This is a genomic window from Gemmobacter sp. 24YEA27, assembly GCF_030052995.1.
In the GTDB taxonomy this organism is placed as follows: Bacteria; Pseudomonadota; Alphaproteobacteria; order Rhodobacterales; family Rhodobacteraceae; genus Pseudogemmobacter.
The window spans coordinates 381,944-405,567 of sequence record NZ_JASJPW010000001.1 but is presented as its reverse complement, the minus strand read 5'-3'; the positions used below and the strand labels follow the sequence as shown (position 1 = coordinate 405,567).

The 23,624-nt window shown below is 64.8% G+C and carries 25 protein-coding genes and 2 pseudogenes; 11 read left to right on the top strand and 16 right to left on the bottom strand.

Going from position 1 to position 23,624, the window contains the following annotated elements; translation table 11 throughout:
• Positions 1-4: 4 nt before the first annotated feature.
• Positions 5-2,167 (bottom strand): TonB-dependent siderophore receptor, encoded by a 2,163-nt coding sequence (locus QNO18_RS02040; protein ID WP_283176331.1) that lies wholly within the window; start codon positions 2,165-2,167, stop codon positions 5-7.
• Between the two features lie 294 nt (positions 2,168-2,461).
• Here QNO18_RS02040 and QNO18_RS02035 point away from each other — a divergent pair, with 294 nt between their 5' ends.
• Positions 2,462-3,067 carry a TetR/AcrR family transcriptional regulator gene (locus QNO18_RS02035; RefSeq protein WP_283176330.1) on the top strand — a complete coding sequence of 202 codons (606 nt, stop codon included), beginning with the start codon at positions 2,462-2,464 and terminating at the stop codon, positions 3,065-3,067.
• An 89-nt stretch (positions 3,068-3,156) separates the two neighbouring features.
• Here the strand turns inward: QNO18_RS02035 and QNO18_RS02030 are convergent, their stop codons facing one another.
• On the bottom strand, positions 3,157-3,771 hold the full coding sequence (locus QNO18_RS02030; protein WP_283176329.1) for an enoyl-CoA hydratase/isomerase family protein: 615 nt from the start codon (positions 3,769-3,771) through the stop codon (positions 3,157-3,159).
• 140 nt (positions 3,772-3,911) lie between these two features.
• On the opposite strand from QNO18_RS02030, the gene QNO18_RS02025 reads away from it, so the two are divergent.
• The 5 genes from QNO18_RS02025 (at position 3,912) to QNO18_RS02005 (ending at position 9,376) form a co-directional block, all read left to right on the top strand.
• Positions 3,912-4,055 carry a hypothetical protein gene (locus QNO18_RS02025; protein WP_283176328.1) on the top strand — a complete coding sequence of 48 codons (144 nt, stop codon included), beginning with the start codon at positions 3,912-3,914 and terminating at the stop codon, positions 4,053-4,055.
• Between the two features lie 22 nt (positions 4,056-4,077).
• On the top strand, positions 4,078-5,454 hold the full coding sequence (locus QNO18_RS02020; RefSeq protein ID WP_283176327.1) for a DUF2125 domain-containing protein: 1,377 nt from the start codon (positions 4,078-4,080) through the stop codon (positions 5,452-5,454).
• A gap of 64 nt (positions 5,455-5,518) precedes the next feature.
• On the top strand, positions 5,519-7,132 hold the full coding sequence (locus QNO18_RS02015) for a DUF2125 domain-containing protein (protein WP_283176326.1): 1,614 nt from the start codon (positions 5,519-5,521) through the stop codon (positions 7,130-7,132).
• 95 nt (positions 7,133-7,227) lie between these two features.
• Positions 7,228-8,574: a TldD/PmbA family protein gene (locus tag QNO18_RS02010; RefSeq protein WP_283176325.1), complete on the top strand. Its 1,347-nt coding sequence runs from the start codon at positions 7,228-7,230 to the stop codon at positions 8,572-8,574.
• A complete protein-coding gene (locus QNO18_RS02005; protein WP_283176324.1) occupies positions 8,561-9,376 on the top strand; it encodes a 3'(2'),5'-bisphosphate nucleotidase CysQ in 816 nt (271 codons plus the stop codon). The genes QNO18_RS02010 and QNO18_RS02005 overlap by 14 nt, the downstream gene beginning before the upstream one ends.
• An 8-nt stretch (positions 9,377-9,384) precedes the next feature.
• On the opposite strand, the gene QNO18_RS02000 is transcribed toward QNO18_RS02005, so the two are convergent.
• The 3 genes from QNO18_RS02000 to QNO18_RS01990 are packed head-to-tail and all read right to left on the bottom strand — an operon-like array spanning position 9,385 to position 10,986.
• Positions 9,385-9,822, bottom strand: coding sequence for an NUDIX hydrolase (locus QNO18_RS02000; protein ID WP_283176323.1), 438 nt, complete (start codon positions 9,820-9,822; stop codon positions 9,385-9,387).
• Between the two features lie 7 nt (positions 9,823-9,829).
• Positions 9,830-10,108: a hypothetical protein gene (locus QNO18_RS01995; RefSeq protein ID WP_283176322.1), complete on the bottom strand. Its 279-nt coding sequence runs from the start codon at positions 10,106-10,108 to the stop codon at positions 9,830-9,832.
• Positions 10,108-10,986 carry an SPFH domain-containing protein gene (locus tag QNO18_RS01990; RefSeq protein WP_198839236.1) on the bottom strand — a complete coding sequence of 293 codons (879 nt, stop codon included), beginning with the start codon at positions 10,984-10,986 and terminating at the stop codon, positions 10,108-10,110. Before QNO18_RS01990 ends, QNO18_RS01995 begins: the two co-directional genes overlap by 1 nt.
• Positions 10,987-11,202: 216 nt before the next feature.
• Here QNO18_RS01990 and QNO18_RS01985 point away from each other — a divergent pair, with 216 nt between their 5' ends.
• The 4 genes and pseudogenes from QNO18_RS01985 to lpxK all read left to right on the top strand — a co-directional run bounded on the left by QNO18_RS01985 (position 11,203) and on the right by lpxK (position 13,748).
• Positions 11,203-11,442 (top strand): DUF4170 domain-containing protein, encoded by a 240-nt coding sequence (locus tag QNO18_RS01985; protein WP_092899785.1) that lies wholly within the window; start codon positions 11,203-11,205, stop codon positions 11,440-11,442.
• A gap of 3 nt (positions 11,443-11,445) precedes the next feature.
• Entirely contained in the window at positions 11,446-12,600 is a 1,155-nt protein-coding gene (locus QNO18_RS01980; RefSeq protein WP_283176321.1) for a glycosyltransferase N-terminal domain-containing protein, read from the top strand.
• Positions 12,579-12,755 carry a hypothetical protein gene (locus QNO18_RS01975; RefSeq protein WP_283176320.1) on the top strand — a complete coding sequence of 59 codons (177 nt, stop codon included), beginning with the start codon at positions 12,579-12,581 and terminating at the stop codon, positions 12,753-12,755. The genes QNO18_RS01980 and QNO18_RS01975 overlap by 22 nt, the downstream gene beginning before the upstream one ends.
• A pseudogene (gene lpxK / locus QNO18_RS01970) lies at positions 12,755-13,748 on the top strand (tetraacyldisaccharide 4'-kinase). The gene QNO18_RS01975 and the pseudogene lpxK overlap by 1 nt, the downstream one beginning before the upstream one ends.
• 85 nt (positions 13,749-13,833) lie before the next feature.
• On the opposite strand, the pseudogene dxs reads toward lpxK, so the two are convergent.
• The 6 genes and pseudogenes from dxs to QNO18_RS01940 all read right to left on the bottom strand — a co-directional run bounded on the left by dxs (position 13,834) and on the right by QNO18_RS01940 (position 19,140).
• Positions 13,834-15,739, bottom strand: a pseudogene (dxs, locus tag QNO18_RS01965) (1-deoxy-D-xylulose-5-phosphate synthase).
• A 35-nt stretch (positions 15,740-15,774) separates the two neighbouring features.
• Positions 15,775-16,644: a farnesyl diphosphate synthase gene (locus QNO18_RS01960; RefSeq protein WP_283176319.1), complete on the bottom strand. Its 870-nt coding sequence runs from the start codon at positions 16,642-16,644 to the stop codon at positions 15,775-15,777.
• The gene (locus QNO18_RS01955; RefSeq protein WP_092899778.1) at positions 16,641-16,880 is read right to left on the bottom strand and encodes an exodeoxyribonuclease VII small subunit; all 240 of its coding nucleotides are present in this window, start codon (positions 16,878-16,880) and stop codon (positions 16,641-16,643) included. The genes QNO18_RS01960 and QNO18_RS01955 overlap by 4 nt, the downstream gene beginning before the upstream one ends.
• On the bottom strand, positions 16,877-17,791 hold the full coding sequence (locus QNO18_RS01950; RefSeq protein ID WP_283176318.1) for a histone deacetylase family protein: 915 nt from the start codon (positions 17,789-17,791) through the stop codon (positions 16,877-16,879). Before QNO18_RS01950 ends, QNO18_RS01955 begins: the two co-directional genes overlap by 4 nt.
• 68 nt (positions 17,792-17,859) lie before the next feature.
• Complete coding sequence (locus QNO18_RS01945; protein WP_283176317.1) at positions 17,860-18,573, bottom strand: response regulator; 714 nt, start codon at positions 18,571-18,573, stop codon at positions 17,860-17,862.
• A gap of 24 nt (positions 18,574-18,597) precedes the next feature.
• Entirely contained in the window at positions 18,598-19,140 is a 543-nt protein-coding gene (locus QNO18_RS01940) for a MarR family transcriptional regulator (RefSeq protein ID WP_283176316.1), read from the bottom strand.
• A gap of 144 nt (positions 19,141-19,284) precedes the next feature.
• Here QNO18_RS01940 and QNO18_RS01935 point away from each other — a divergent pair, with 144 nt between their 5' ends.
• The gene (locus QNO18_RS01935; protein ID WP_198837760.1) at positions 19,285-20,151 is read left to right on the top strand and encodes a branched-chain amino acid aminotransferase; all 867 of its coding nucleotides are present in this window, start codon (positions 19,285-19,287) and stop codon (positions 20,149-20,151) included.
• Positions 20,152-20,374: 223 nt separating this feature from the next.
• Here the strand turns inward: QNO18_RS01935 and QNO18_RS01930 are convergent, their stop codons facing one another.
• From QNO18_RS01930 to QNO18_RS01910, 5 genes are all read right to left on the bottom strand, one after another.
• Positions 20,375-20,815 carry a glyoxalase superfamily protein gene (locus tag QNO18_RS01930; RefSeq protein ID WP_283176315.1) on the bottom strand — a complete coding sequence of 147 codons (441 nt, stop codon included), beginning with the start codon at positions 20,813-20,815 and terminating at the stop codon, positions 20,375-20,377.
• A 212-nt stretch (positions 20,816-21,027) separates the two neighbouring features.
• Positions 21,028-21,456 (bottom strand): organic hydroperoxide resistance protein, encoded by a 429-nt coding sequence (locus QNO18_RS01925; protein ID WP_283176314.1) that lies wholly within the window; start codon positions 21,454-21,456, stop codon positions 21,028-21,030.
• Positions 21,457-21,530: 74 nt separating this feature from the next.
• Positions 21,531-21,710 (bottom strand): hypothetical protein, encoded by a 180-nt coding sequence (locus QNO18_RS01920; protein ID WP_092899766.1) that lies wholly within the window; start codon positions 21,708-21,710, stop codon positions 21,531-21,533.
• Between the two features lie 120 nt (positions 21,711-21,830).
• Positions 21,831-22,889 carry a tRNA epoxyqueuosine(34) reductase QueG gene (gene queG, locus QNO18_RS01915; RefSeq protein ID WP_283176313.1) on the bottom strand — a complete coding sequence of 353 codons (1,059 nt, stop codon included), beginning with the start codon at positions 22,887-22,889 and terminating at the stop codon, positions 21,831-21,833.
• 51 nt (positions 22,890-22,940) lie between these two features.
• Positions 22,941-23,606 (bottom strand): glutathione S-transferase family protein, encoded by a 666-nt coding sequence (locus QNO18_RS01910; protein ID WP_092899762.1) that lies wholly within the window; start codon positions 23,604-23,606, stop codon positions 22,941-22,943.
• Positions 23,607-23,624: the final 18 nt, after the last annotated feature.

The following is a 23,624-nucleotide window of genomic DNA, read 5'->3' as shown; positions in this document are numbered from 1 at the left end:
CCGGTCAGAAATCGACCGACGCCGACAGCAGCACCGTGCGCGGCGCGCCATAGCCGCCCGCGAGGCTGCCGCCGGCCCAATAGGCCTCGTTTGTGACGTTTTGCACCGTGGCGCGCAGCGTCAGCGGGTTGCCACGGACTTCGGTCTCATAGCGCGCGCCGATATCGAGCACTGTGAACGACGGCAGCGACAGCGTGTTGGTATTATTGGCATATCGCTTGCCGGTATGGTTCACATTGGCGTTCAGCGTCAGGCCGGGAAGCGAGGGCAGGTCATATTCCACCCCGAGCTTGGCCATGAAAGCAGGCGTGCCCGCCGCAGTCTTGCCGGTGGTGGCCGCGGTGCTGGCTTTCGTCACCTTGGCATCGGTGTAAGATACCCCACCGATGAGCCGCAACCCGTCCTGGACCTCGCCGAACGCATTCAGCTCGATCCCGCGATTGCGCTGCTCGCCAAAGGTGCCATAGATCAGCGTGACCGGATCAAGATAGGCGCTGGGCTTTTCGATCTGGAACAGTGCGACTGTGGTGGTCAGGCGGCCCAGATCCCATTTCGCGCCGATCTCAACCTGTCTGGTCTGGTAGGGCGGCAGCACCTCGCCCGCATTCACGGCGGTGGCAGGCGCGGCCTGACCGGCGCTCAGGCCCTCGATATAATTGCCGTAGAAAGACAGCTGCTCGCTGGCCTTCCAGACAAAGGCGATGGCGGGCGAGGTCTTGCTGGAATCGTAGCGTGCACCCGGAGTATGGACGCCCGTGGCGCTGATCGCGGTGCTCGCGCTTTTCACCGTCTGATAGCGCAGGCCAAGCGTCACCTGCAGCCGGTCATCCATGAATTTCAGCGTATCCGACAGGCCGAGGCTGGCCAGCTTCAGATCCATGATCGATGTCGGGCCGCTGGCATTATAGGCGGTCAGATCCGGCGCGGGACCCCAGTCGGGGTTCTGGATATTGGTGACCGAACTGACCGCGAAACGGCGATCCTTGAAGGTGTTCGAGGAATCGTAGCTGGTTGCGGTCACGACCCAGTCATGGCCGACCGATCCGGTGACAAAGCTGCCCCGAACGCCGACCTCGCCGGAATTCTGGCTGCCCTGACGTTGCGACCGCACACCGCTGACCGAAAGCGCGCCGGCATTGCTGGTGATCTGGCTCGAGGTGATCAGCGCGTCATAGCCGCCCGATTTATGGCCATAGGCTGCCCAGGCGGTGATGCTGTCCGTCAGATCGATCTCGCTGCGCAGCAGGACGGTCTCGGTCGAATTGGTGTTGAACGACCAGGGCGCGGCGAGGGTGTTGGAGCCGTCGCGCGGCTCGGGCAGCACCGTGACGGCGGCCCCGGCCGAGACGCCGAAATAGTTGATGCCCCGCATCTTCTCGCGGATATTGTAATAATCCAGCGAGACCCGGGCGCGCTCGCCCCGCCAGTCCAGCGCGAGCGCGCCCATATTCATCCCATGCTTCTCGCCATCGACCGCCGTGTCGCCATCGCGCGAGACCGCGTTGACACGGATGCCCCATTCCTTATTCGCGCCAAAGCGGCGGCCGATATCGGCATGAATGCCGTAAAGGCTGTCAGAGCTGTAGGTCGAGGTGAGGCGGGTCAGGGGCTCATCACCCGCGCGTTTGGGTTGCAACGCCACCGCGCCGCCGACACTGCCGCCCGGGGGCATGCCGTAAAGGAAGGTCGAAGGACCTTTCAGCACTTCCACCCGCTCGGCCATCTCGGTCGTGCCGCGCATATTGGGGGCCATGCCGATCAGCCCGCCGAAGGTCAGATCATCGGCCGATCCGGAAAAACCCCGGATCGTATAGGTCTCGAAAATATTGCGTTTGTTGGGGACATAGACCGAAGGGTCGGTCGCGCCAATCACCGCCCCGACATCCTGGGCCTCGCGGTTCTGCACAAAGTCTTCGGTATAGGCGACCGTGCTGTAAGGCGTATCGAGCACGTCCTTATTGCCCAGAAGGCCCACCGCGCTGCCGGTGGCCACCTGACCTCCGGCATAGGGCGCCGGCGTGCCGCCGCCTTGCAGGATGATGGTGCCAAGCGCGACTGCGCCGTCTTGCTTTGCGGCCTCTTCGTCTTCGGTCACGGCCTGGGCGGCGGCAGGCAGGCCAGAGACCGGCAAAAGCGCGAACCCGGCCAGCATCGACGTCAGCAGCAACGATGTGCTGCCCCGGCGGTGGAGCGGAGAAAGGGGGACGAAGCGCCCGATGGACCGGGAATGCACGTCAGAATGCGGGTCAGGCTGGTTCATGATCATTGTCCCTGCGGGATTTAGTTGCATGATGCTAAACTAAAACTGGTTGCAGCCCTATAATCTAATTGACCAAAACCGTCAACTTCTCGCGACACCTTGCGACAAGCTATAGAATATATTGGATAAATTATGATTATGCGTTACGCTTTCAAAGCTTCAGCACAGCCGGAAGCCCGATCCGCTGCAAAAGGGAAAGCCATGAGTCTCAGCCCGTCCCCGCCCGCCAGGGGCCGACCGGCAACCATCACCCGCGACAGGATCGCCGATGCCGGCATCGCCATCGGGTTGAACGATCTGACGGTCGTGGGGGTCGCAGCGCGGCTCGGGGTCAGCCATATGGGGCTGTATAAACATGTGCGGGGCCTTGCGGATCTGCGCAGCCTTGTGGCCGAGGCCGCCTTTCTGCGATGGGAATTTCCACGCCCGGGCCCCGAGGTGCCGCTGGCCTCATGGCTTTGGGATTTCGCGACTTCAATCTGGGGCCTGGTCGGGGCCCATCCCGGAATCGCGCCCTGGCTTTTGCGGGGCGATATGATCACGCGCGAGATGACAGAAAAGATCGTGGCGCATCAGGAGGAGCTGGCCGGGTCGCGCGGGCTGAGCTTTGCCCAGGCGCGCTGGCTGATGCTGACCGTCGCTTTTCACTGCGTGGCGGTGGCCGATACGGTTCTGCCCGCGCGGGGCTCTCCGGCTGAGCGCCTTCAGTCTGGGCGCCTTCAGTCTGACCGGCTGCAGCCTGGCAGCTCCGGGCCGAGGGCGCGGAGGGGATCGATCCCGAACACCGCGACGGCATCCGGGCGCTGATCACCGGGGCGCTGGCGATCCTTGGCGAGATCACCAGCGTGCCCTATCCGTCTGAGGTGACCGATCGGGCCGAGGGGCGCTGAGCCTTTTCAGCGCGTCATACGGGCGATGGTCTCAAGATGGATGGCCGGTGCGGCAAGCGCGTCTTTCGCAAGGTCAGCGGCTGTCTCCATCAGGTTTTCCGCCGGGGTGATGCGGTCGATCAGCCCCCAGGACAGCGCCTCTTCCGCGCCGATTTTCGCCCCGGCCATCAGGATCATCCGCGCCCGGGCCGGGCCGATCAGCGCGATCAGGCGCCCGGGGTCTGAGGGCTGCGGCAGATGGCCAAGCCGCATCACCGGGTAGAAGAAATTCGCCCCCGGAACGGCAATGCGAAGATCACAGGCCAGCGTAATGCCAAAGGCGCCGCCCGCCAGCGTGCCGTTCAGCGCCGCAACCGACAGGCCGGGGAAAGCGGCAATCGCGCCCGAAGCCCGTTCCCAGGCCGGGTCGCGCCCCAGCCCCTGGCCCATCGCCTCAAGATCGGCACCGGCAGAAAAGACCCGCCCCTCGCCGGTCAGGACGAGGGCTTTCACACCCGCCGCCCAGGCGGTTTCTGCGGCCAGCGCCACCGCGTCCAGCATCTCACGGGTCAGCGCATTGGCCTTGTCGGCGCGGCTCAGGCGGATGATCCGCAGCGCGCCCTGGTCTTCGGTTGCAATCATCACGCTTATCCCTGGCTGTCTGCTTTGCCTGACTGTCGAAAATGTCAATCGAATCGCAGTCAAGCTATGTCAACCTCCACTTGACGCGCCCCGGGCCAGGACCGACGATATGGCAGTGATTTTCCGCATCGGGGTTGAGGATGACGCGCTGGACCATTTCTGCGGCAACTGTGCTGGCGCTTGTTCTTCCGTCTCAGGCGGCCTGGGCGCTGACCCCCGAAGAGGTCTGGGACAGCTGGAAGGCCAGCGTCGCGGGGGGGCGGGTCTGTCACCGCCGCCTCTGAGACCCGTGAGGGCGATGCGCTGGTGATCACCGGCCTCGAGACCCGCGCGGGCGATCCCGGGGGGCCTGCAAATATACAGATGCAGGCCGACCGGCTGACCCTGACCGGGCGCAGGGACGGCACCGTTGCGGTGACCATGTCAGATGTGATCCGCGTTGAATACATGGTGAAAGACAGCGCGGCAGACGGCCCGGTTCTAAAGGCCGAGATCCGCCAGACCGGGGCCGAAACGATCGCGTCGGGCACAGTGGATGCGATCACCTATGATTATACCATCGCCGGGTTCGAGGCGAAGCTGACCGAATTGCGCGATGAAGCGGGCGATCTTCAGGATGTTCAGGGGCAGCTGACCGGCGAACAGATGTCCGGCAAATACCAGCTGGTACAGGAAGATGGCGAACCTGCCTCGGTCCGGTCCGAAATGGTTCTGGGGCCGATGACCCTGAATGTCTCGGGCAAGGAGACGGGCTGGGCAGAAGCGGGCGGGGCGGAAGAGGCTGGGTCCCGGTTTTCCGGAACCGTCACCCTTGCGCGCCTGAAAACGGCCTTCAGCGGCGCCTTGCTGCCGGCCGATAAGCTGACCGACATCAGGGCGGCCCTGGCAGAAGGGCTGGCCTTTGACAGCCAGACGGAATTCGGGGCGCTGACGGCGCAGCTCGAGGTGACCGATGGGGCCACCAGCGGCTTTACCGCAAAGCTTGATGGCGGTGATCTGGGCCTGCTGTTTGACGGTGCGCGCTTTGACTGGGGCGTCTCGCTGCTGGGCGGCGATGTCCGGATGGAGGCGCCGGCCGAAGGGCTGACCGATGTGGCGACGGCCTTTACCGAGGTGACGCTGCGTATGGGGATACCGCTCGCAAATGACGGGTTGTCGGGCGATTTCAGCTTTCTGAGCCGCCTCGTCGACGTAACCGTCTCGGACTATGTCTGGGGCCTTGCGGACCCGACCTCGCAACTGTCGCGCGACCCGGCGACGCTGATCGTGGACCTGACCGGCAAGGGGGCCTGGCTGCAGGATGTCTTCGCGCCGGACCTGACGGCGGATCCTTCCGCCAGCGTAGCGCCGGCCCGCATCGACCAGATCGACCTGAAACAGGGTCTGGCAAAGCTGCTTGGCGCGCAACTCGATGCCAGCGGCGCGCTGAGCTTCGACAATACCGATACCACGACCTTCCAGGGTTTTCCGGCGCCCGATGGCAGGATCACGGTCAATCTGGCGGGGGTGTCAGCACTTATCGACAAGCTGGTGGCCCTTGGGATTGTCAGCGCCAACGACCTGACGGGTATTCGCATGGGGATGGCCATGTTCACCCGCCCGGGCGCGGGCCCCGATCAGCTGACGACTGAAATCGAGTTCCGCAACAAGGGCCTCTTCGTCAACGGCCAGCAACTTTTGTAACCCGTTTCGCCGCCCGGGGGCCCGTCCTCCGGAACACTCTCTTCGTCTTTTGGAATCTCCTGACATGTCCTCTTTGTTGCGCAACTCTGCCGCCCTTGCCGGTTCCCTGGTCGTGATGACCGCCCTTCCGCCGGCGGCCTGGGCCCAGGGCGTGACCGCTCAGGAGCTGTGGGCGGCCTGGCAGGATGGTGTCGCTCTGGCGGGCGGCACGCTCAGCGCCAGCGAAAGCCGCGAGGGCAACCAGCTCGTGCTCCAGGACCTGCGCCTCGACATGGGCGATGAGACGGGGATGTTGCAGCTTGAGGTGATGAAGCTGGTCAACCAGGCCGATGGGTCGGTGGCGGTGATCCTTCCCGACCGGTTCCCGCTGATGTTCGAGCTGCCCGACGCGCCTGCCGATGCGCCCGGGGCGGACTCCGGGCCAGAGAACGGGCCAGAGAAGGTGTTCATCACCGTCGATGCACCGGATCTGAACCTTGCGGTGCAGGGGCTGGGCGAACGCGCAGAATTCCAGGCGGCGGCACCGACGATGACGCTGACACTTGACCGGTTCGTGCCGGCGATCCCGCCCGAAAAGGGCGCGGTGACCGCCAGTGTCGTGCTGGACAGCTTTGTCCTGCGCTATCTGCAGGATCTTGCGACGGATGTGCCGTTGATTGATGCGGCGGTGTCTTTTGACACGCTGAATGCCCGGGTTGCGGTCGGCAAAAACGCCTCGGGCAGTGCTGAGATGGCGGCCCGGCTGGGGAAATCCTCGGCGGGCTTTTCCGGCGCAATGCCGGTCAATTCGCCTGCGCTCCAGGAGGCTGAGGCGGCGATGGCGGGCGGGGATTTCCCGGTCGCGGCCTGGCTTGCGCTGCTTGATGCAGGGATGCGCGGCAAGGTCAGCCTTTCGCTGGGGGATGCGGAATTCACCGGTGACGTAACGGAAATCACCGCCGGAACCGCGACCACGCCGACGACTTGGGATATCGGCTTTGCCACGCTGGATCTCGCGCTTGGGGTTGATGCGACGAAGATCGGCTATTCCACGGTGCTGAAAGGGACGCAGTTCCTGCTGACCGGCGATATTCCCGATTTCCCGGCGCACAGCATGAGCTACGGGATCGGCGAATACCGGATCGGCCTTGAGGCCGGGCTGAACGGGCTGACCAAACCCCAGGACTGGTCGGCGGCCTATGTGATGCGTGACATCACCATGTCGGATGAGATGTGGCATCTGATCAGCAATGGCACCGAGCTGCCGCATGAGCCGCTGACCCTCGCGCTGGATCTGGGCGGCCGTTACGGGGTGCAGCCAGCGATGCTGAAACCCGGCTGGACGCCGGTCGATGCGGGTCAGCCCTTTACCGAGTTCAGCTTTAAGATCAACGAGATGAAACTCGCGGGCCTTGGGGTTCTCTCGACCGGCCAGGGCGGGTTGGGCTTTGATTTCTCGGATCTGGTGACTTTTGACGGATTGCCGCTGCCTTCGGGCCGTGTCTCGATCCTGACCACAGGCGCTTATGGGCTGATCGACCTGATGGCGAAGGCCGGTCAGATCAGCGCCGAAGATGTCCAGGGCGCACGGGCAGCACTTATGATGGTGGGGCGCGCCGGTGAAGCGCCGGATACGCTGAATACCGAGGTCGAGTTTCGCGAGAAGGGTCTGTTCCTCAACGGGATCAAAATCCGCTGAAACCGCCGGAGTTTGCCCTGCCGCCGCGCCGGGGCCAGCCCTTGCGCCAGGGGGCGGGGCAGATTACCTCTGCCTTGCCCCACAAAGGATAACGCATGTCCGCGCCCGATCTTGCCGAACTGACCCATGATCTTCTGAAAGCCGCCCGCGCCGCCGGGGCCGACCAGGCCGATGCGCTTGCGGTGCGCGGCACGGCGCTTTCGGTCGATATCCGTCAGGGCCAGCTGGAACAGGCCGAACGCGCCGAAGGCACTGATATCGGGCTTCGGGTGCTGATCGGCCAGCGCCAGGCCTGCGTGTCGGCCTCTGATATTTCCGCAGTGACGATTGCAGCGCTGGCGGAACGCGCCGTTGCGATGGCGCGTGAGGCACCGGAGGATGCGGCGATCGGTCTGGCTGACCCCGCCGATCTGGCGCAGCTGCGCGAGTCCTCGTGGCTGGAGCTGGAGGATGGCGGTGCCGACCCGGATGCGGCGGCGCTGGAAGTGGCGGCGCGCGGGCTCGAAGCGGCAGCGCTCGAGGCCGACGGCATCACCCAGGCCGAAGCCTCGGCCACCTTTTCGCGCCGCGCCCTGCATCTTGCGCAGTCGAACGGCTTTGCCGGCGGTTATGGCCGCAGCGGTCACAGCCGGTCGGTCGTGGCCTTTTGCGGTTCTGGCACCGCGATGGAACGGGATTACGCCGGTGAAGCGCGGCCCTGGGCCACTGATCTGCCCGATGGCGCCGGGATCGGCAGGCTCGCGGCAGAACGGGCGCTGCAACGGCTCGGCGCGGTCAAACCGCCGACGGGTACTTTTCCGGTTCTGTATGATGAGAGGATCGCCTCTTCGCTGATCGGACATCTGCTGGGCGCGATCAATGGCGAGGCAGTGGCGCGCGGCGCCTCCTGGGCGCGCGATCTGCTGGATCAGCCGGTGCTGCCGGCGGGGGTCAGCCTGCGCGAAGACCCGCTGCGCAAACGCGGATCATCCTCGCGGATTTTTGACGCCGAAGGGCTGGCGACCTCGGCAAAGGATTTCGTGGCGGATGGGGTGCTGACAAGCTGGGTGCTCGACCTCGCCACTGCGCGGCGGCTGAAACTGCGCCCGACCGCCAATGCGATGCGCGGGCCTTCGGCGCCCCCCTCGCCGGGCACGACCAATCTGGAGCTGACGCCGGGCGCCGCCAGCCGCGACGATCTGATCGCGCAGATGGGGACGGGGCTGCTGGTCACCTCGCTGATCGGCTCGACCATCAACCCGACCACGGGCGATTACTCGCGCGGGGCGTCGGGCTGGTGGGTCGAGAAGGGCCGCCTCTCGCATCCGGTCCATGAATGCACCATCGCGGGCAATCTGCGCGACATGCTGCGGCGGATCGTCCAGGCCAATGATGCGCGCCCGCATCTTGCGATACGGGTGCCTTCGATCCTGATCGACGGAATGACCATTGCCGGTGCGTGATCTGGGGCGTGATCTGGGGCCTGACAGGGATGCCGAAGATCTCGATCTGCTGGAACGCGCCGCCCGGGCGGCGGGGCCGATCGCGCTGATCTACTGGCGGCGCGCGCCCGAAGCCTGGGAAAAGCCCGATGATGCCGGCCCGGTTTCCGAGGCCGATCTCGCGGTTGACCGCAGCCTGCGCGAGACGCTGATGGCGGCGCGACCCTCTTACGGCTGGCTCTCCGAGGAAACCCCGGATGACCTCGAAAGGCTGGGGCATGAGGATGTGTTTATCGTTGACCCGATCGACGGCACCCGCGCCTTTCTCGCCGGAGAAAAGGAATTCGCGCTGTCGCTGGCGCTTGTACGGAGCGGGATCGTCGTGGCGGGGGTGGTGCATCTGCCGGCCCGCGATCTGACCTATAGCGCGCGGCTTGGCGGGCCGGCTTTGTGCAATGGCCGCGAGATCCGGGCGTCTTCGCGCGCGGATCTGACCGGGGCCAGCGTGATGACCAACCGCGTCAATCTTGACCCGGCGCAATGGCCGGGCGGCATCCCGGATGTGAACCGGGTGTTCCGCTCGTCACTGGCCTACCGGCTCTGTCTGGCGGCCGAGGGGCGGGCGGATGCCATGCTGACGCTGCGCCAGACCTGGGAATGGGATGCGGCGGCGGGCAGCCTGATCGCGGCGGCGGCGGGCTGCAGGGTTACCGACCGCCACGGTGCGGATCTGGTGTTCAACCGCAGGGTGCCGCAAAGCGATGGCGTTGTCGCAGCGCCGCCTGCCTTGCATCATGGCTTCATGCGCGGGCTTGGCGTCTGACGGCTCCGCTAAGGCGTTATGCCAAACAGAGGCGCGACATGGCGCAGCCGCGCGCATAGTGCCGGGATGGCGCGGGGGTGGCTGAGATAGTCGGTGAGCCGCATCATCTCCCAGCATTGGCCTTCGCTGCCGAAGCGGATCGCGGCGATTTCAGATATGGTGATTTCCGCAGCGAAAAAGACCCCCGGCAGGCCGCCGCCGGTCATGGGCGGAAATTCAGCCCGGTGCAGCAGTCGCGTGGCAGGGAGGGTAAGGCCGAATTCCTCCCAAAGCTCGCGCAGCAGACAGGCCTCGGCGGTCTCTGCCCCTTCGCGCCCGCCGCCGGGCAGGTCCCAGTGGCCCGGCCAGGGCAGATGCGGGAAGTCGTCGCGCAGATAAGTCAAAAGCCGCGCTTCACCACCGTTCAGGTGAAAAAACGCGGCTTTTGCGCCGTTGAAGCCGGCCATGACCGGCTTACGGATTGTCGTTGATATCGCGGTCCCAGGTCTTCACCTGGCCGTCGCGGGTGCCCAGCAGCCGGCGGATCACCAGCCAGGAAATCAGCGACAGCACCGCAAAGATCGCAAGGAGCATTGGCAGCCCGGCAGGGATCCCGACCAGCACGACCAGCCCGGTCAGCGCCGCGCCGACCGCGAAGCCTACGAAAATATAGCCCGGCACGATCACCTCGACCATGCCGAGCGCCAGGCCCAGCACGATCCAGCTCCACCAGGTGCTCCAGATCTGTTCCATCACCTGGCCTTAAGCATGTTGAATGCATTTCCGAAGGCCTCAAGCGCCTGGGCCGGGATCAGGATGGTCTGTTTGCCCTGGCCTTTGGCCACGGCTTCCAGCGCCTCGACCTGTTTCAGCGCCACCTGATACTGCGCCGCAGAGATGCCATTCTCGGCGATGGCGGCGGCGATCACCGAGGTCGCGAAGGCCTCGGCCTCGGCGGTGACGCGCTTGGCTTTCGCCTGCTGTTCCGCCTGGTAGAGCTCGGCATCGGCCTGCAGTTCGACCGCGCGTTTCTTGCCCTCGGCTTCGGTCACCTGCGCGCGCCGCGCGCGTTCCGCGTTCAGCTGTTGCAACATCGCCGATCGCGTCGCGTCATCGAGATTGACATCAAGGATCTCGGCCCGGGTCACCTCGACGCCCCAGTCATCGACCATGGCGGCAACCTGCTCGCGCACCCGCTCGATCAGCTGGCTGCGGTTCGATTGCACCTGGTCCAGTTCCAGCTTGCCGATTTCCGAACGCACGATGCCGGCGACGGTGGTGGCGATGGCGCCGTCGATATCGCGAATCCGGTAGACGGTCTTTTCCGGCTCGGTCACGCGGTAGAAGACCGAGGTTTCCACCTTGACCAGCACGTTATCGGCGGTGATGGCGTCCTGGCTGGCGGTGGGCAACTGACGCTCCAGCACCGAAACGCGATGGGCGATGCGGTCCAGGAAGGGCACAACGAAATTGATCCCCGGCCCCAATACGGATTTCAGCCGGCCAAAGCGTTCGACCACATGTTTTTCCGATTGCGGAACGATGCGGACGCCCAGAAAAATGCAGAGGATGACAAAGACGGCAATCGCCACCAGGACGGCGTTTGTGCCTGAAATATTACTAAGATCCATCATTAATTCTCCTGGAACGGCCCGATTACGGGCATTTGCGCGCATTGTGATCGGCGAAGGCGTTCATATCAAGGTAAGAGTTTCCTCAGGACCGCCCGCCGTCTTTTCCCCGCAGTCGTGGCACTGTAGACTGCGCCCGGCATCCGGCCGGTGACTGCGGTCCGGCGCTGCTGAAGGACCGCCCCGCTGACGGGCCCGCTGACGGGAAGGAATACCATGGCGCAGAGACTTCATCTGGTGTTTGGCGGCGAGCTGGTCTCGCCGGACTCGACCCAGTTCCGCGATGCGGACAAGATCCATATTGTCGGCATGTTCCCCGATTATGACAGCGCCTATGTCGCCTGGAAGGCCGAGGCGCAGCGCACGGTCGATGATGCCCATACCCGATATTTCATCGCGCATCTTCATCGTCTGCGGGACGAAGAGCTGACCGCGCCGGCGGCTCAGGCCGGCTGACCCATGGCGACCGCGCCGTCGAGAGGCTGGTGGCCGGCAACGGGTCGCCGGAGACACAGCCATGCAGAGCGTCCGGCCCGCCCGCTGGGCGGGCTGATCTGGCTGCATGTGCCGGGCCAGGCATCGCTTTCGGCTATGCGCGAGCTGGCGCGGCGGCTGATCGAAGAAGATGGCGTCGCCGTGCTGATGACCGGCGAAAGCGGCGGCCCGCGGGCGAAGGGTGTGATCTTTGACCAGGCCCCGGAAGACGCTGCGCAGACGGTGCGCGACTTTCTCGACCATTGGCGCCCCGATGCGGTTGTGTTTTCCGAAGGCGAGATCCGGCCGGCGCTTTTGCATGAATGTGCCGAGCGGCAGCTGATGCTGATCATGGCGGATGCCAGCGATCCCTGGTTTCTGCGCGGGCATGAAAGCTGGATCCCGGGCGCGATGCGGCGCTCGGTTTCGGCCTTGTCCCAGGTCTATGCGATTGACCAGGCGGCGATGCGGGCCTGGCGGCGCGCCGGCATCCCGCCTGCGCGGGTGGTCAGCGCGGGCCGGATGGAGGAAAGCTCGCTCGCGCTTCCCTGCCTCGAGGCAGAGCGGGAATATCTGGCGACCGCGATGATGACGCGGCCGGTCTGGTTCGGCGCGCGGGTGCCGCGCTCTGAGGAGGGCGCGGTGCTGGCGGCACAGCAATATGCGATGCAGCTGGCGCACCGCCTGTTGCTGATCGTTATGCCGGAAGATCCCGCACGGGCCGCGCCGCTGGCGCGGGAACTTGCAGAACAGGGCTGGGTCACCGCCTCGCGCAGTGACGAAGAAGAGCCCGAGACCGAGACCGCGATCTATATCGTGAATGATGCCGCCGAGCTTGGTCTGTGGTACAGGCTGGCGCCGGTCAGCTATCTGGGCGGCGGCCTGTCGGGCACCGGGCTTTTGACCAGCCCGCTGGAACCGGCGGCGCTTGGCTCGGCGATCCTGCACGGGCCGCGACCGGGGGGTTTGGTCCGCAGATCGGGCGGCTTGGTGCGGCGCGGGCAGCGCGCGCGGTGGCCTCGAACCGGCGGCGCTTGGCTCGGCGATCCTGCACGGGCCGCGACCGGGGGGGTTTGGTCCGCAGATCGGGCGGCTTGGTGGGGCGGGCAGCGCGCGCGGTGGCCTCGATCCGCGATCTGAGCGAGGCGCTTGGCGATCTTCTGGCGCCCGACCGCACCGCGCGTCTGGCGCAGGCCGCCTGGGGCGTGGTCTCGGATGGGGCCGAGGTGACCGAGGCCGTGCTCGCCGATCTGCGCAAGGCGCTGGCGGCGGCGAAAGCGCAGGGGCGGATCTGATGCGCGCACCGGGGTTCTGGGACAACCCGCCGGACGCGCCGGGACTGAAGGCGCGGCTCCTGCAGCCTTTGGGCGGAATTTATGCGGCGGCAACCGCGCGGCGGCTGCGGCAGGCGGGCGGATACCGCGCGCCGGTGCCGGTGATTTGCGTCGGCAATCTGAACGCGGGCGGCGTCGGCAAGACCCCGACCGTCATGGCCCTGATCGCGCATCTGACTGCGCGGGGGCATCAGGTCCAGGTGGTCACCCGCGGCTATGGCGGATCAGCCAATGGCCCCTTGCGGGTCGATGTGACCCGGCATGCCGCCGATCTGACCGGTGACGAGCCGCTGCTGATCGCGCCTTTCGCGCCGGTCTGGGTGGCGAAGGACCGCGCCGAAGGGGTGAAGGCTGCGGTCGCAGATGGTGCCGGAGTGATCTTGCTCGACGACGGGCATCAGAACCCTGCGGTGGTGAAGGATCTGTCACTGGTGGTGGTGGATGCGGGCCAGGGCTTCGGCAATGGGCTCTGCATCCCGGCGGGGCCATTGCGCGAGCCGGTGGCGGCGGGTCTGGCGCGGGCAGATGCGGTGCTTGCGATCGGTGACACGGCGGCCCAGACGCGGTTCGATCTGATCTGGGGCGGGCCCTGGGTGGCATCCCAAGGCTGTCGGGCCGGCTCGTGCCGCTGCAAATGGGATGGACTGGCGGCAGGAGCGTGTGCTCGCCTTTGCCGGCATCGGCAATCCGGAGAAGTTCTTTGCGACGCTCAGGGCCGAAGGGGCCGAGCTGGTCAGGGCGGAGGCATTGGATGATCACCAGAAGCTCTCGCCCGCGCTGATCGCGCGGCTGGAGGCCGAGGCGGTGCTGCTCGGCGCGCAGCTGGTCACGACCGAGAAGGATGCGGCGCGGTTGCCACCGGCCTTCCGCCTGAAAGTCCTGACACTGGTGGTACGGCTGGAGATCGACGACTGGACGCCGTTTGACGGATTGCTGAAACCCCTGGGCCTGTGACCCGAAATCTTTAAAGATTTCGGCAAAATTCCTTTACAGGAATTTGTCCGTTTCCTTGAAAGGAAACGGGTTCAGGGCGCAGCGTTCAGGCCCGGTTTCTGGCGCTGGCAATGCCCAGCACCTCGAGCACTTTGGCTTCGATCCGGGCGGCATCCATACCGGCGACGCGGTACATTGCCTCGGGGCTGGCCTGGTCGATGAAGATATCGGGCAGCACCATCGAGCGGTATTTCAGCCCGCCATCGAACACGCCCTCATCTGCCAGCAGCTGCGCCACATGGCTGCCGAAACCGCCTACCGCGCCTTCTTCGACCGTGATCAGCGCTTCATGGTTGCGGGTCAGCCGCAGGATCAGATCGCGGTCCAGCGGCTTGGCAAAGCGCGCATCCACCACGGTTGGCGCGAGGCCGCGCGCGCTCAGCGCTTCGGCGGCTTTCAGCACCTCGGCAAGCCGGGTCCCGAAGGAAAGGATCGCCACCCGGTTGCCCTCTTGCAGCAGCCGGGCGCGGCCGATCTCGAGCATCTCGCCCCGCGCCGGCATCTCGACGCCCATGCCCTCGCCCCGCGGATAGCGAAAGGCAATCGGGCTTTCATCCCAGGCCGCGGCCGTGGCGACCATATGTTTCAGCTCGGCCTCATCGGACGCAGCCATCACCACCATCCCCGGCAGGTTTGCAAGGAAGGCCACGTCGAACGAGCCCGCATGGGTCGCGCCATCTGCGCCGACCAGCCCCGCCCGGTCAATCGCAAAGCGCACCGGCAGACGCTGGATCGCGACATCATGCACCACCTGGTCATAGCCACGCTGCAGGAAGGTCGAATAGATCGCGCAGAAAGGCTTCATCCCCCCGCCGCCAGCCCGGCGGCGAATGTGACCGCATGTTGCTCGGCGATCCCCACATCGAACAGCCGGCGCGGGAAGCGTGCCCCGAACAGATCCAGCCCGGTCCCATCCGGCATTGCCGCCGTCACGCCGACGATCTTTTCGTCGCGTTCGGCCTCCTGGATCAGGCTTTCGGCGAAGACTTTCGTATAGGACGGGGCGTTGGAGGGCGTCTTTTTCTGCTCGCCGGTCACCAGGTCGAATTTCGCCCGTGCATGGCCCCGATCCGGCGCATTCTCAGCCGGGCCGTAGCCTTTGCCCTTTTTCGTCAGCACATGCAGCACGACCGGCCCATGCGATCGCGCCTTCAGCGTCCTGAGGACGGGCAGCAGCTGGTCGAGATCATGACCATCAATCGGCCCGACATAGGTAAAGCCAAGCGCCTCAAACAGCGTGCCCCCACCGCCATGCCCTTGAGCATTTCTTTCGCGCGTTTCGCGCCTTCCTGCAGCGGGCCCGGGAGCAGCGAGACAAAGCCCTTTGCAACCTCTTTCAGATCCTGCATCGGGGCTTCCGCGTAAAGCTTGCTGAGATAGGCCGAGAGCGCACCGACCGGCGGCGCGATCGACATCTCATTGTCGTTCAGCACCACGAAAAGCCGCTTTTTCAGCGCGCCTGCATTGTTCATCGCCTCGAAGGCCATGCCTGCCGACATCGAGCCATCGCCAATGACCGCAATCGCATCTCCGGCATCACCACCCAGATCCGCCGCCATCGCAAAGCCAAGCGCCGCCGAGATCGAGGTCGAGCTATGCGCCGCGCCGAACGGATCATAGGGGCTTTCCGAGCGTTTGGTGAATCCCGAAAGCCCGCCCTCCATCCGGAGCGTGCGGATCCGGTCGCGCCGCCCGGTCAGGATCTTATGCGGGTAACATTGATGGCCGACATCCCAGATCAGCTTGTCCTTCGGCGTGTCGAACACGGCATGGAGCGCCACTGTCAGCTCGACCACGCCAAGCCCCGCCCCCAAATGGCCGCCGGTCACCGAGACTGCTGCAACCGTCTCGGCCCGTACCTCATCGGCCAGCTGGCGCAATTCGGCATCGGAAAGCGCCTTCATATCGGACGGGAAATGCACCCGGTCGAGGATGGTGGAGGATGCTGCCATGGGGAGGCTCCTGGGAAGCGGCGCGGCCTGTGGGGTCAGGCCTGTCTTGATATGGTGAAACGGGCGGCGGCGACAAGATTTTCGGCCCGCGCCCCATAGGGAGAAAGCGCGGCTTCGGCCTCGCGGATCAGTCCGGAGGCGCGGGCACGGGCCGGTTCAAGCCCCAGAAGCGAGACGAAAGTGGCCTTGCCGCGCCCCTCATCCTTGCCGGTGCGCTTGCCGGTGATGCCGGCATCGCCCGTGACATCAAGGACATCGTCATGGATCTGGAACGCAAGGCCAAGCGCCGCGGCATAGGCCCGCAAAGGCGCCGGGTCTTCGCCGGCAATCAGCGCCCCGGCACTGGCCGAAAAACCGATCAGTGCGCCGGTCTTGCCTGCCTGGAGCGCGGTGATCTCTGCCAGCGACAACGTGCGACCGGCGGTCTCGGCAGCAATATCCAGCGCCTGACCCAGTACCATCCCCTCGGCGCCCGAGGCCTTTGCAAGGGCCTGAACCAGCGCAATTCGCCGCTCTGCTGCTCCGATCACCGGATCGGTCAACGCCTCAAATGCGAGGGTCTGCAGGGCATCACCGGCCAGGATCGCGGTGGCCTCATCCCATTTCACATGTACGGTCGGCAAGCCGCGCCGCAGGTCATCATCATCCATCGCCGGCAGGTCGTCATGGACCAGACTATAGGCATGCAGGGCCTCGACCGCGGCCGCGACGGGCAGCGCAGCTTTCGGGTCGACCCCGAAAAGCCGTGCCGATTCCAGCACCAGAAAACCGCGCAACCCCTTGCCGCCCTTCAGCGCATAGCGCATCGCTGCAATCACCGGCAGATCGGCGCGCCCGGCCAGCATATCGCGCAGCCAGAGCTGCACCCGGCTGGCATCGGCCTTCAGCAGTTCGGGAAAGCTCACAGCCCCTCCGCCGGAGCGGTGCCGGTGGCGCGACCTTCTTGGACGCGGATCATTTCGACGCGCGCCTCGGCCTCGGCGAGTTTCGCGGCACAGTGCTTTTTCAGACTGTCGCCGAATTCATAAAGGCTGATAGATTGTTCCAGCGCGACATCGCCACGCTCCAGCTGGCCGACAACCGATTCCAGCGCCGCCATGGCTTCTTCAAAACTCATTTCCGCAACGGGTTTCTGGCTCATCGGGGGGTCCTGCTCAGCTCGCTCACATGCGCGCGGACAGTATCTTCCAGCGCGCCCGGATCATAGCCCCCTTCGAGGCAGGATACGACCCCTGCACCGCAGCCCGCTGCGAGATCGGCAATCGCGCGCGTCAGCCGGGCGAAATCCGCCGTCGTCCAGCCGAGGCCCCCCAGCGGATCGTCGATATGCGCGTCAAACCCGGCGCTGAGCAGGATCAGCTCTGGTTTCCAGGCCCGGAGCCGCTCCAGCTCCGGCGCCCAGGCCGCCCACATCGCCCGCCCGTCCGATCCGGGGTTAAGCGGCAGATTGGTGATCTGCCGATGCGCGCCGCGCTCATCCGCATATCCCGTGCCGGGAAAAAGCGGCATCTGCTGCGAAGAGACAAAGCGCACCCGCGCCTCATCCCATAACAGATCCTGCGTCCCGTTGCCGTGATGCACGTCGAAATCCAGCACCGCGACGCGGGTCAGCCGGTGATGATCCAGCGCCCGCCTCGCCGCAATCGCCACAGTGCCGAAAAGGCAGAACCCCATCGCAACCGCCGCTTCCGCATGATGGCCCGGCGGGCGCGCCGCCACAAAAGCCGCCCGTGCCTCGCCGCCAAGTACCGCATCCACCGCTGCACAGGCGCCACCCACGGCACGAAGCCCTGCCTCCCATGACCCCGGAGAGAGCCAGGTATCGCCATCAATCGCTCTGAGGCCAGTTGCAGGCACGGCTGCCTTGACCCGGGCGACATAATCCGCCGGGTGACAGCGCAAGAGCTCTGCCTCTGATGCCAAAGGTGCGGGCCGCGTTTCCAGTTCAAGCCCGGCGAGGCCCCGCGCGACTGCAGCCATCCGCTCCGGCCGCTCCGGATGCCCCTCAGGCACCAGATGCCGCGCGAAAGCACCATCTGAGAAAACCAGCATCAATGCCCCTTCCTCCTGACCTAAATACTTCGGCGGGTGCGGGGGCAGGCCCCCCGCGTTCGGCCGCCTCAGTCTGGCGCCAGCATATAGCCCTCGCCCCGTACCGTCTGCAAATAGCGCGGCACCTTGGGATCATCCTCGATCTTGCGCCTGAGCCGGGTGATCTGCACATCGACCGCCCGTTCCTGCGCCTCTTCCTCGCGGCCCATGTCGAGGACCAGCCGCTCGCGCGAGATCGCCTCATTTGCGCTTGCCGCAAACAGCCGCATCAAAGCGGCCTCGGTTGCCGTCAGCCGCACCAGTTCGGGCCCCCGCCACAATTCGCCCCGGTCCATATCATAGCGCACCTGGCCCATATGCAGCATTTTTGGCGGCTGATCGGCCTCGCTCACCTGCGGCACCCGGCGCAGGATCGCGGCCACCCGCAACAAAAGCTCCTTCGGCTCGAAGGGCTTGGCGAGGTAATCATCCGCCCCCGCCTCCAGCCCCTCGATCCGGTTCGCCGTCTCGCCCCGTGCGGTCAGGAGAAGGATCGGCACCGAGGTCTTTTTGCGCAGATCGCGGGTCAGCGCGATGCCATCCTCATCGGGCATCATCACATCAAGGATCAGCATGTCGAATTCCAGCCCGGCCAGCAGCCGCCGCGCCTGGGCTGCATCCTTTGCCACAGTAACCATATAGCCGCTGCGCACGAGGAATTTCTGCAACAGGACCCGGATCCGCTCGTCGTCATCGACCACGAGAAGGTGAATATCCGCCAGATGCTGCGCGGCTCCAGTCATGCGTCGCTCTCCCTTTGCAACGCCTCAGGCGCCATCTCTCAGACGGTTGTAATAGTCGCGCAGGCCCGGGTCCATCATTGCCTCAAGCACCTGCCGGAAGCCCTGCACCGCCACCGGCCCCGCCGCGCGGTACGCTGCCCGCATCCGCGCACGTTGCGCATCCGACAGGCTTTTCTCCATTGCCTCGCCCTTTTCGGTCAGGAAAAGATGCCGCTCGCGCCCGTCGCGGCGGCCCTTTTCGCTGCGGACATGGCCGTCATCGATCAGGCTGCGCAGCACCCGGTTCAGGCTTTGCTTGGTCACGCCAAGGATCCCCAGCAGGTTCGACACCGTTGTCCCCGGGCTGCGATGGATGAAATGCACCGCCCGGTGATGGGCGCGGCCATAATCCATCGTCTCGAGGATCCGGTCCGGATCGGCGGTAAAGCCGCGATAGGCGAAGAACATCGCCTCGATGCCTTTGCGCAGCTGCTCATCGGTCAGGAAGAGCAGGTTCTCGCCGCCGCCACCCGGAGCGGTGCCAGAAAGTTGAGATCCAGAAAATTGAGACCCAGAAAATTGAGACATGGTCAGCCTCCTATTTCAGGACAACTTACGTCAGCCTTGTTGACTTTCCAAGTCATGAAGCGTAGCGAGTCGACAGGTTGGCGCAAGATAATGCACTTGCAGCATGGGTGTCGCGCAACTTTCGTAAAAATGGAGGGCCGGGATATGGCGGCATATGACGATCGTGATGGCTGGATCTGGATGGACGGAAAGCTCGTCCCCTGGCGTGAGGCGAATGTCCACGTCCTGACCCATGCGCTCCATTACGCATCCTCGGTTTTCGAGGGCGAGCGTTGCTATAATGGCAAGATTTTCAAAGGTGTCGAGCATTCGATGCGGCTGCGCAAATCGGCGGAACTCCTCGATATGGAGATCCCGTATTCGGTGCAGGAAATCGAGGCCGCCAAATACGAAATGCTGAAGGCGAATGGCTGGACCGATGCCTATGTGCGCGCGATTGCCTTCCGGGGCGCGGGCGATGAGATGGGTGTCTCGGCTGTCGGCAACCCGGTGCGCCTGGTGATCGCGGGCTGGGAGTGGGGTGCCTATTACGGCGACGCCAAGATGAAGGGCGCGAAGCTCGACATCTCGAAATGGCGCCGCCCGGATCCGGCGACGATCCCCTCCGCCGCCAAGGCCGCAGGTCTTTACATGATCTGCACGATGTCGAAACACGCAGCCCAGGCCAAGGGCTGCTCGGACGCGCTGATGATGGATTACCGCGGCTATGTCGCCGAGGCGACCGGCGCGAATATCTTCTTCGTCAAAGATGGCGAAGTGCATACGCCGCTGCCCGATTGCTTCCTGAATGGCATCACCCGCCAGACGGTGATCGGTCTGCTGAAGGAAAAGGGCCTCACCGTGCATGAGCGCCATATCATGCCGACCGAGCTTGCCGATTTCGAACAATGCTGGCTGACCGGCACCGCCGCCGAGGTCACCCCGGTCGGTGAGATTGGCGGCTTTAAATTCGAAGTCGGTGCTATCGCCCGCGACATCGCGGAAACCTATGAGCGCCACGTCCGCGCGTAATGCCTGGCATCATGAAATGGAAAGCGGCGGAGCATTTGCTCCGCCGCTTTTGTTTGGTCCGTCGCGACAGACCCTTGCCATGGCGCGCAGGACCGCCTTGCGCTGTAAGATCAGCGTTTCACCGGGGATTTCAGATACAGAGACACGCATAGGGGGCAACGGCATATTGCGGCGCGTGAATCTGGTGACCCGAGCTGCGTTCTGCAATCCGAGGCTGTCGTGTTTAAGGCGCGCGCAGGACCAGATGCGGCGCTCCGTCTGAGGTGCGGTCAAATGATCGCCCCGAGGCATCGACCACTTTGCGGATCCGGCTGCGGAAATTCGAGAAACTGTCGAATGTCACCACATCGACCGCCTGATCCAGCTGCAACTCGACCTCATAACGGCCCTCGGACAGCGCCGTGACCCCGATCACCTCGGCGAGGAAATCCTGACCCAGATAGCGCCCGGCAGTGATGTCTCCCAGTCGCACCGGCGGCTGTGGCCGGTTGCCGGCCCTTGCATGAAGCGTGTTCCAGTCGTGAAAGCCATGCGCCTTTGCCACCAGTTCCAGCGCGGCGGAATGGCTGATCTCCTGACCCTGGCGGGCCAGTTCACTGCGCAGGGCTTTCGCCTGCGTCTTTGCCTCTTCGAGGCCTGGTATTGCAGAAACTCTGTGTTCCATCTGCCTTGGCATCCTTATTCAGAGCGCCGGGAGATCTGGGATGGAGCCTGCATTGCCATCGAACCCGGCCTGAAACAGAAGCGGCGGATCGGTCTTTCCGGTTTCACCGTGGCGAAAAGCCTGCAGGCGGCAGGGACCGGAACCCTGCCGCCCAGATAGGTGCAGATGCTGTCATCGTCAAGCCGGATCCGGCCCGATCCGTTCCGACCGGCTCAGGCCAGAACGGTTTCGACCTCGATATTGCCCCGGGTCGCATTGGAATAGGGGCAGATGAAATGCCCGCGCTCGACGATCTTTTCGGCCACGTCGCGCTCCAGGCCCGGCAGGCTGACCGTCAGCGTCACCTTCAGGCCAAATCCCCCGTCCGAACGCGGGCCAATCCCGACCTCTGCCTTCACGGTTGCCGTATCCGGCACCGTTCCCAGCTTTTCGGACCCGGCTGCAAAGCGCATCGCACCCAGATAGCAGGCGGCATAGCCGGTGGCGAACAGCTCTTCGGGATTATGCCCGAGACCCGATCCGCCCAGTTCTTTCGGGCTGGCCATGGTGACGGTGAGCTGGCCGTTCTCGAGCCCTGCCACCCCGTTGCGGCCGCCGCCCGTGGCTTTGGCCGAAGTCTTGTATTTCACGTCGACAGACATGCTCACTCCTTTGAAATGGCCCGGTGCTTATGGCCGGGCCGGGGCATCCGAGCGCCTGGTCATCCGAATGGGGCTCAGACCGTGCGGCCGCGTGCGATCCGCAGGAATTGCTGCATCCGGGCGGGGCCGGCGCCCTCGCGCGGCTTGTGGAATGTGTCGCGCCCGGTCTCGCCCTTGCTGCGGGCGATGTTCAGAAAGGCCTTGACCCTCGCGCCGGTGGTGGCTGTGCGTTTGTCGGCAAGATGCCTGCTCATAACGTCCTCCTCACATGTGCTGCGTTACCGCAGGCAGTCTGGCACAGGCCGCCTTATATCCCAAGCCTGCAATCAGGCGTTTTCCGCGAGCCTCACCCCATCCGGCCGGTTCCGGCCTGGTCAGCGGCCGGGCCCGGAATTGGTCAGCCGGCTCAGGGCCCATCTCGCCGCATCGGCAACGACCGGATCCGGGTCCGCACACAGCGCCCCGGCGGCGCTGGCGAGGCCAGCGTCTGCCGAATTGCCGATGGCGTAAAGCACGTTGCGGATGAAACGGTCGCGGCCGATCCGCTTGATCGGGCTGCCGGCAAAGCGCGCGCGAAATCCGGCATCATCCAGCGTCGCAAGCTCGGCGAGTTCTGGTGCCCCGACCTTCGGCTGATAGCCGATCTCTTTGGCCTGCTGCGCGAATTTGTTCCAGGGGCAGGCGGCAAGACAATCATCGCAGCCATAGATCCGGTTGCCCATCCGGGCGCGCAAGTCTTCGTCCACCGGACCCTTATGCTCGATGGTCAGATAGGAAATGCAGCGCCGCGCATCCAGCTGATAGGGCGCGGGAAAGGCATCGGTAGGGCAGGCGGACAGACAGGCCCGGCAGGAGCCGCAATGCGAGACCTCTGCGGCATCTTTCGGCAGATCAAGCGTGGTGAAGATCGAGCCGAGAAAGAACCAGTTCCCCAGATCGCGGCTGAGGAGGTTCGTATGTTTCCCTTGCCAGCCCAGACCCGCCGCCTCGGCCAGTGGCTTCTCCATCACCGGCGCGGTATCGACGAAAACCTTGATCTCCTCGCCCGCCGTTTGGTCCAGCAGCCAGCGCCCCAGCCGTTTCAGCCGCCGCTTGACCAGATCATGGTAATCCTTGCCCTGGGCATAGACCGAGATTGCCGCCCGGTCGCGCTGTTCCAGCACCGCGCGCGGATCTTCTTCAGGCGTATAGACCTCCGCCAGCATGATCACCGATCGCGCTTCCGGCCAGAGCGCCCCGGGCGCGCCCCGCCAGTGCTCGCGCTCTGCCATCCAGCCCATGGACCCATGTCGCCCGGCTTCCAGAAATTCCCTCAGCCGCGCCGCCGTTCCCGGCACCGCATCCGGCGCGCAGATCCCCATTTTCGAGAATCCCTCTGCCAGCGCCTGCTCCCGCAGCCGCTCCTTCAAAGGGAGGGGATTGTTGCTTTTCATCCTGGCTCAAATACTCCGGGGGTGTGGGGGCTGGCCCCCACCCGGCCAGCTTCAGAAATCCAGATCGGTATATTGCCGGGGCGGCGGGAAACCCGGCACCTGATCCGCCAGCAGCGTCCGGAAGGACGGGCGCGACTTGATCTTGGCGTACCAGTCCTTGACCACCTCATGCCGGTGCCAGTCGACATCCGAGATATAATCAAGGCTCGACAGATGCGCCGCCGCCGTCAGATCCGCCAGCGTCATCACATCTCCGGCCAGCCAGGACCGCCGGTCCAGCAGCCAGGCCATATAATCAAGGTGATACTTGATCTTGCTCGACCCGGATTTCACATTCTTCGAATCCGGATAGCCCTCTTTCGTCAGCTTCTTGTTCACCCGCTCGTAAAGCAGCTTGGACGTCACTTCGTGATGGAACTTGTCGTCAAACCAGGTACAGAGCCTGCGCATCTCATAGCGCAGTTCGGGATCCCTCGGCACCAGCGGCGGCACCAGAACCGTCTCGTCGATATATTCGCAAATCGCCTGGCTTTCGCTCAGAAGTCGCCCGTTCAGCCGCAGAATCGGCACTTTCCCCGCCGGATTGCGCCGCAGGAAATCCTGGCCCTGTTCCCAGTAGCGTTCCTCGACCAGCTCGACCTCGATTTTCTTCTCGGCCAAGGTCAGCCGCACCTTGCGACAAAAGGGGGAAAGGGGGACGTGATAAAGACGGTTCATCTGGTTACTGCCCGCAAA

Bases quoted from the DNA above. Each gene is read 5' to 3' on its own strand.
- QNO18_RS02035 (WP_283176330.1), top strand. From the start codon at position 2,462: ATGAGTCTCAGCCCGTCCCCGCCCGCCAGGGGCCGACCGGCAACCATC.
- QNO18_RS02030 (WP_283176329.1), bottom strand. From the start codon at position 3,771: ATGATTGCAACCGAAGACCAGGGCGCGCTGCGGATCATCCGCCTGAGC.
- QNO18_RS02025 (WP_283176328.1), top strand. From the start codon at position 3,912: ATGACGCGCTGGACCATTTCTGCGGCAACTGTGCTGGCGCTTGTTCTT.
- QNO18_RS02015 (WP_283176326.1), top strand. From the start codon at position 5,519: ATGTCCTCTTTGTTGCGCAACTCTGCCGCCCTTGCCGGTTCCCTGGTC.
- QNO18_RS02010 (WP_283176325.1), top strand. From the start codon at position 7,228: ATGTCCGCGCCCGATCTTGCCGAACTGACCCATGATCTTCTGAAAGCC.
- QNO18_RS02000 (WP_283176323.1), bottom strand. From the start codon at position 9,822: ATGGCCGGCTTCAACGGCGCAAAAGCCGCGTTTTTTCACCTGAACGGT.
- QNO18_RS01995 (WP_283176322.1), bottom strand. From the start codon at position 10,108: ATGGAACAGATCTGGAGCACCTGGTGGAGCTGGATCGTGCTGGGCCTG.
- QNO18_RS01990 (WP_198839236.1), bottom strand. From the start codon at position 10,986: ATGGATCTTAGTAATATTTCAGGCACAAACGCCGTCCTGGTGGCGATT.
- QNO18_RS01985 (WP_092899785.1), top strand. From the start codon at position 11,203: ATGGCGCAGAGACTTCATCTGGTGTTTGGCGGCGAGCTGGTCTCGCCG.
- QNO18_RS01980 (WP_283176321.1), top strand. From the start codon at position 11,446: ATGGCGACCGCGCCGTCGAGAGGCTGGTGGCCGGCAACGGGTCGCCGG.
- QNO18_RS01955 (WP_092899778.1), bottom strand. From the start codon at position 16,880: ATGAGCCAGAAACCCGTTGCGGAAATGAGTTTTGAAGAAGCCATGGCG.
- QNO18_RS01950 (WP_283176318.1), bottom strand. From the start codon at position 17,791: ATGCTGGTTTTCTCAGATGGTGCTTTCGCGCGGCATCTGGTGCCTGAG.
- QNO18_RS01945 (WP_283176317.1), bottom strand. From the start codon at position 18,573: ATGACTGGAGCCGCGCAGCATCTGGCGGATATTCACCTTCTCGTGGTC.
- QNO18_RS01940 (WP_283176316.1), bottom strand. From the start codon at position 19,140: ATGTCTCAATTTTCTGGGTCTCAATTTTCTGGATCTCAACTTTCTGGC.
- QNO18_RS01935 (WP_198837760.1), top strand. From the start codon at position 19,285: ATGGCGGCATATGACGATCGTGATGGCTGGATCTGGATGGACGGAAAG.
- QNO18_RS01930 (WP_283176315.1), bottom strand. From the start codon at position 20,815: ATGGAACACAGAGTTTCTGCAATACCAGGCCTCGAAGAGGCAAAGACG.
- QNO18_RS01925 (WP_283176314.1), bottom strand. From the start codon at position 21,456: ATGTCTGTCGACGTGAAATACAAGACTTCGGCCAAAGCCACGGGCGGC.
- QNO18_RS01920 (WP_092899766.1), bottom strand. From the start codon at position 21,710: ATGAGCAGGCATCTTGCCGACAAACGCACAGCCACCACCGGCGCGAGG.
- queG (WP_283176313.1), bottom strand. From the start codon at position 22,889: ATGAAAAGCAACAATCCCCTCCCTTTGAAGGAGCGGCTGCGGGAGCAG.
- QNO18_RS01910 (WP_092899762.1), bottom strand. From the start codon at position 23,606: ATGAACCGTCTTTATCACGTCCCCCTTTCCCCCTTTTGTCGCAAGGTG.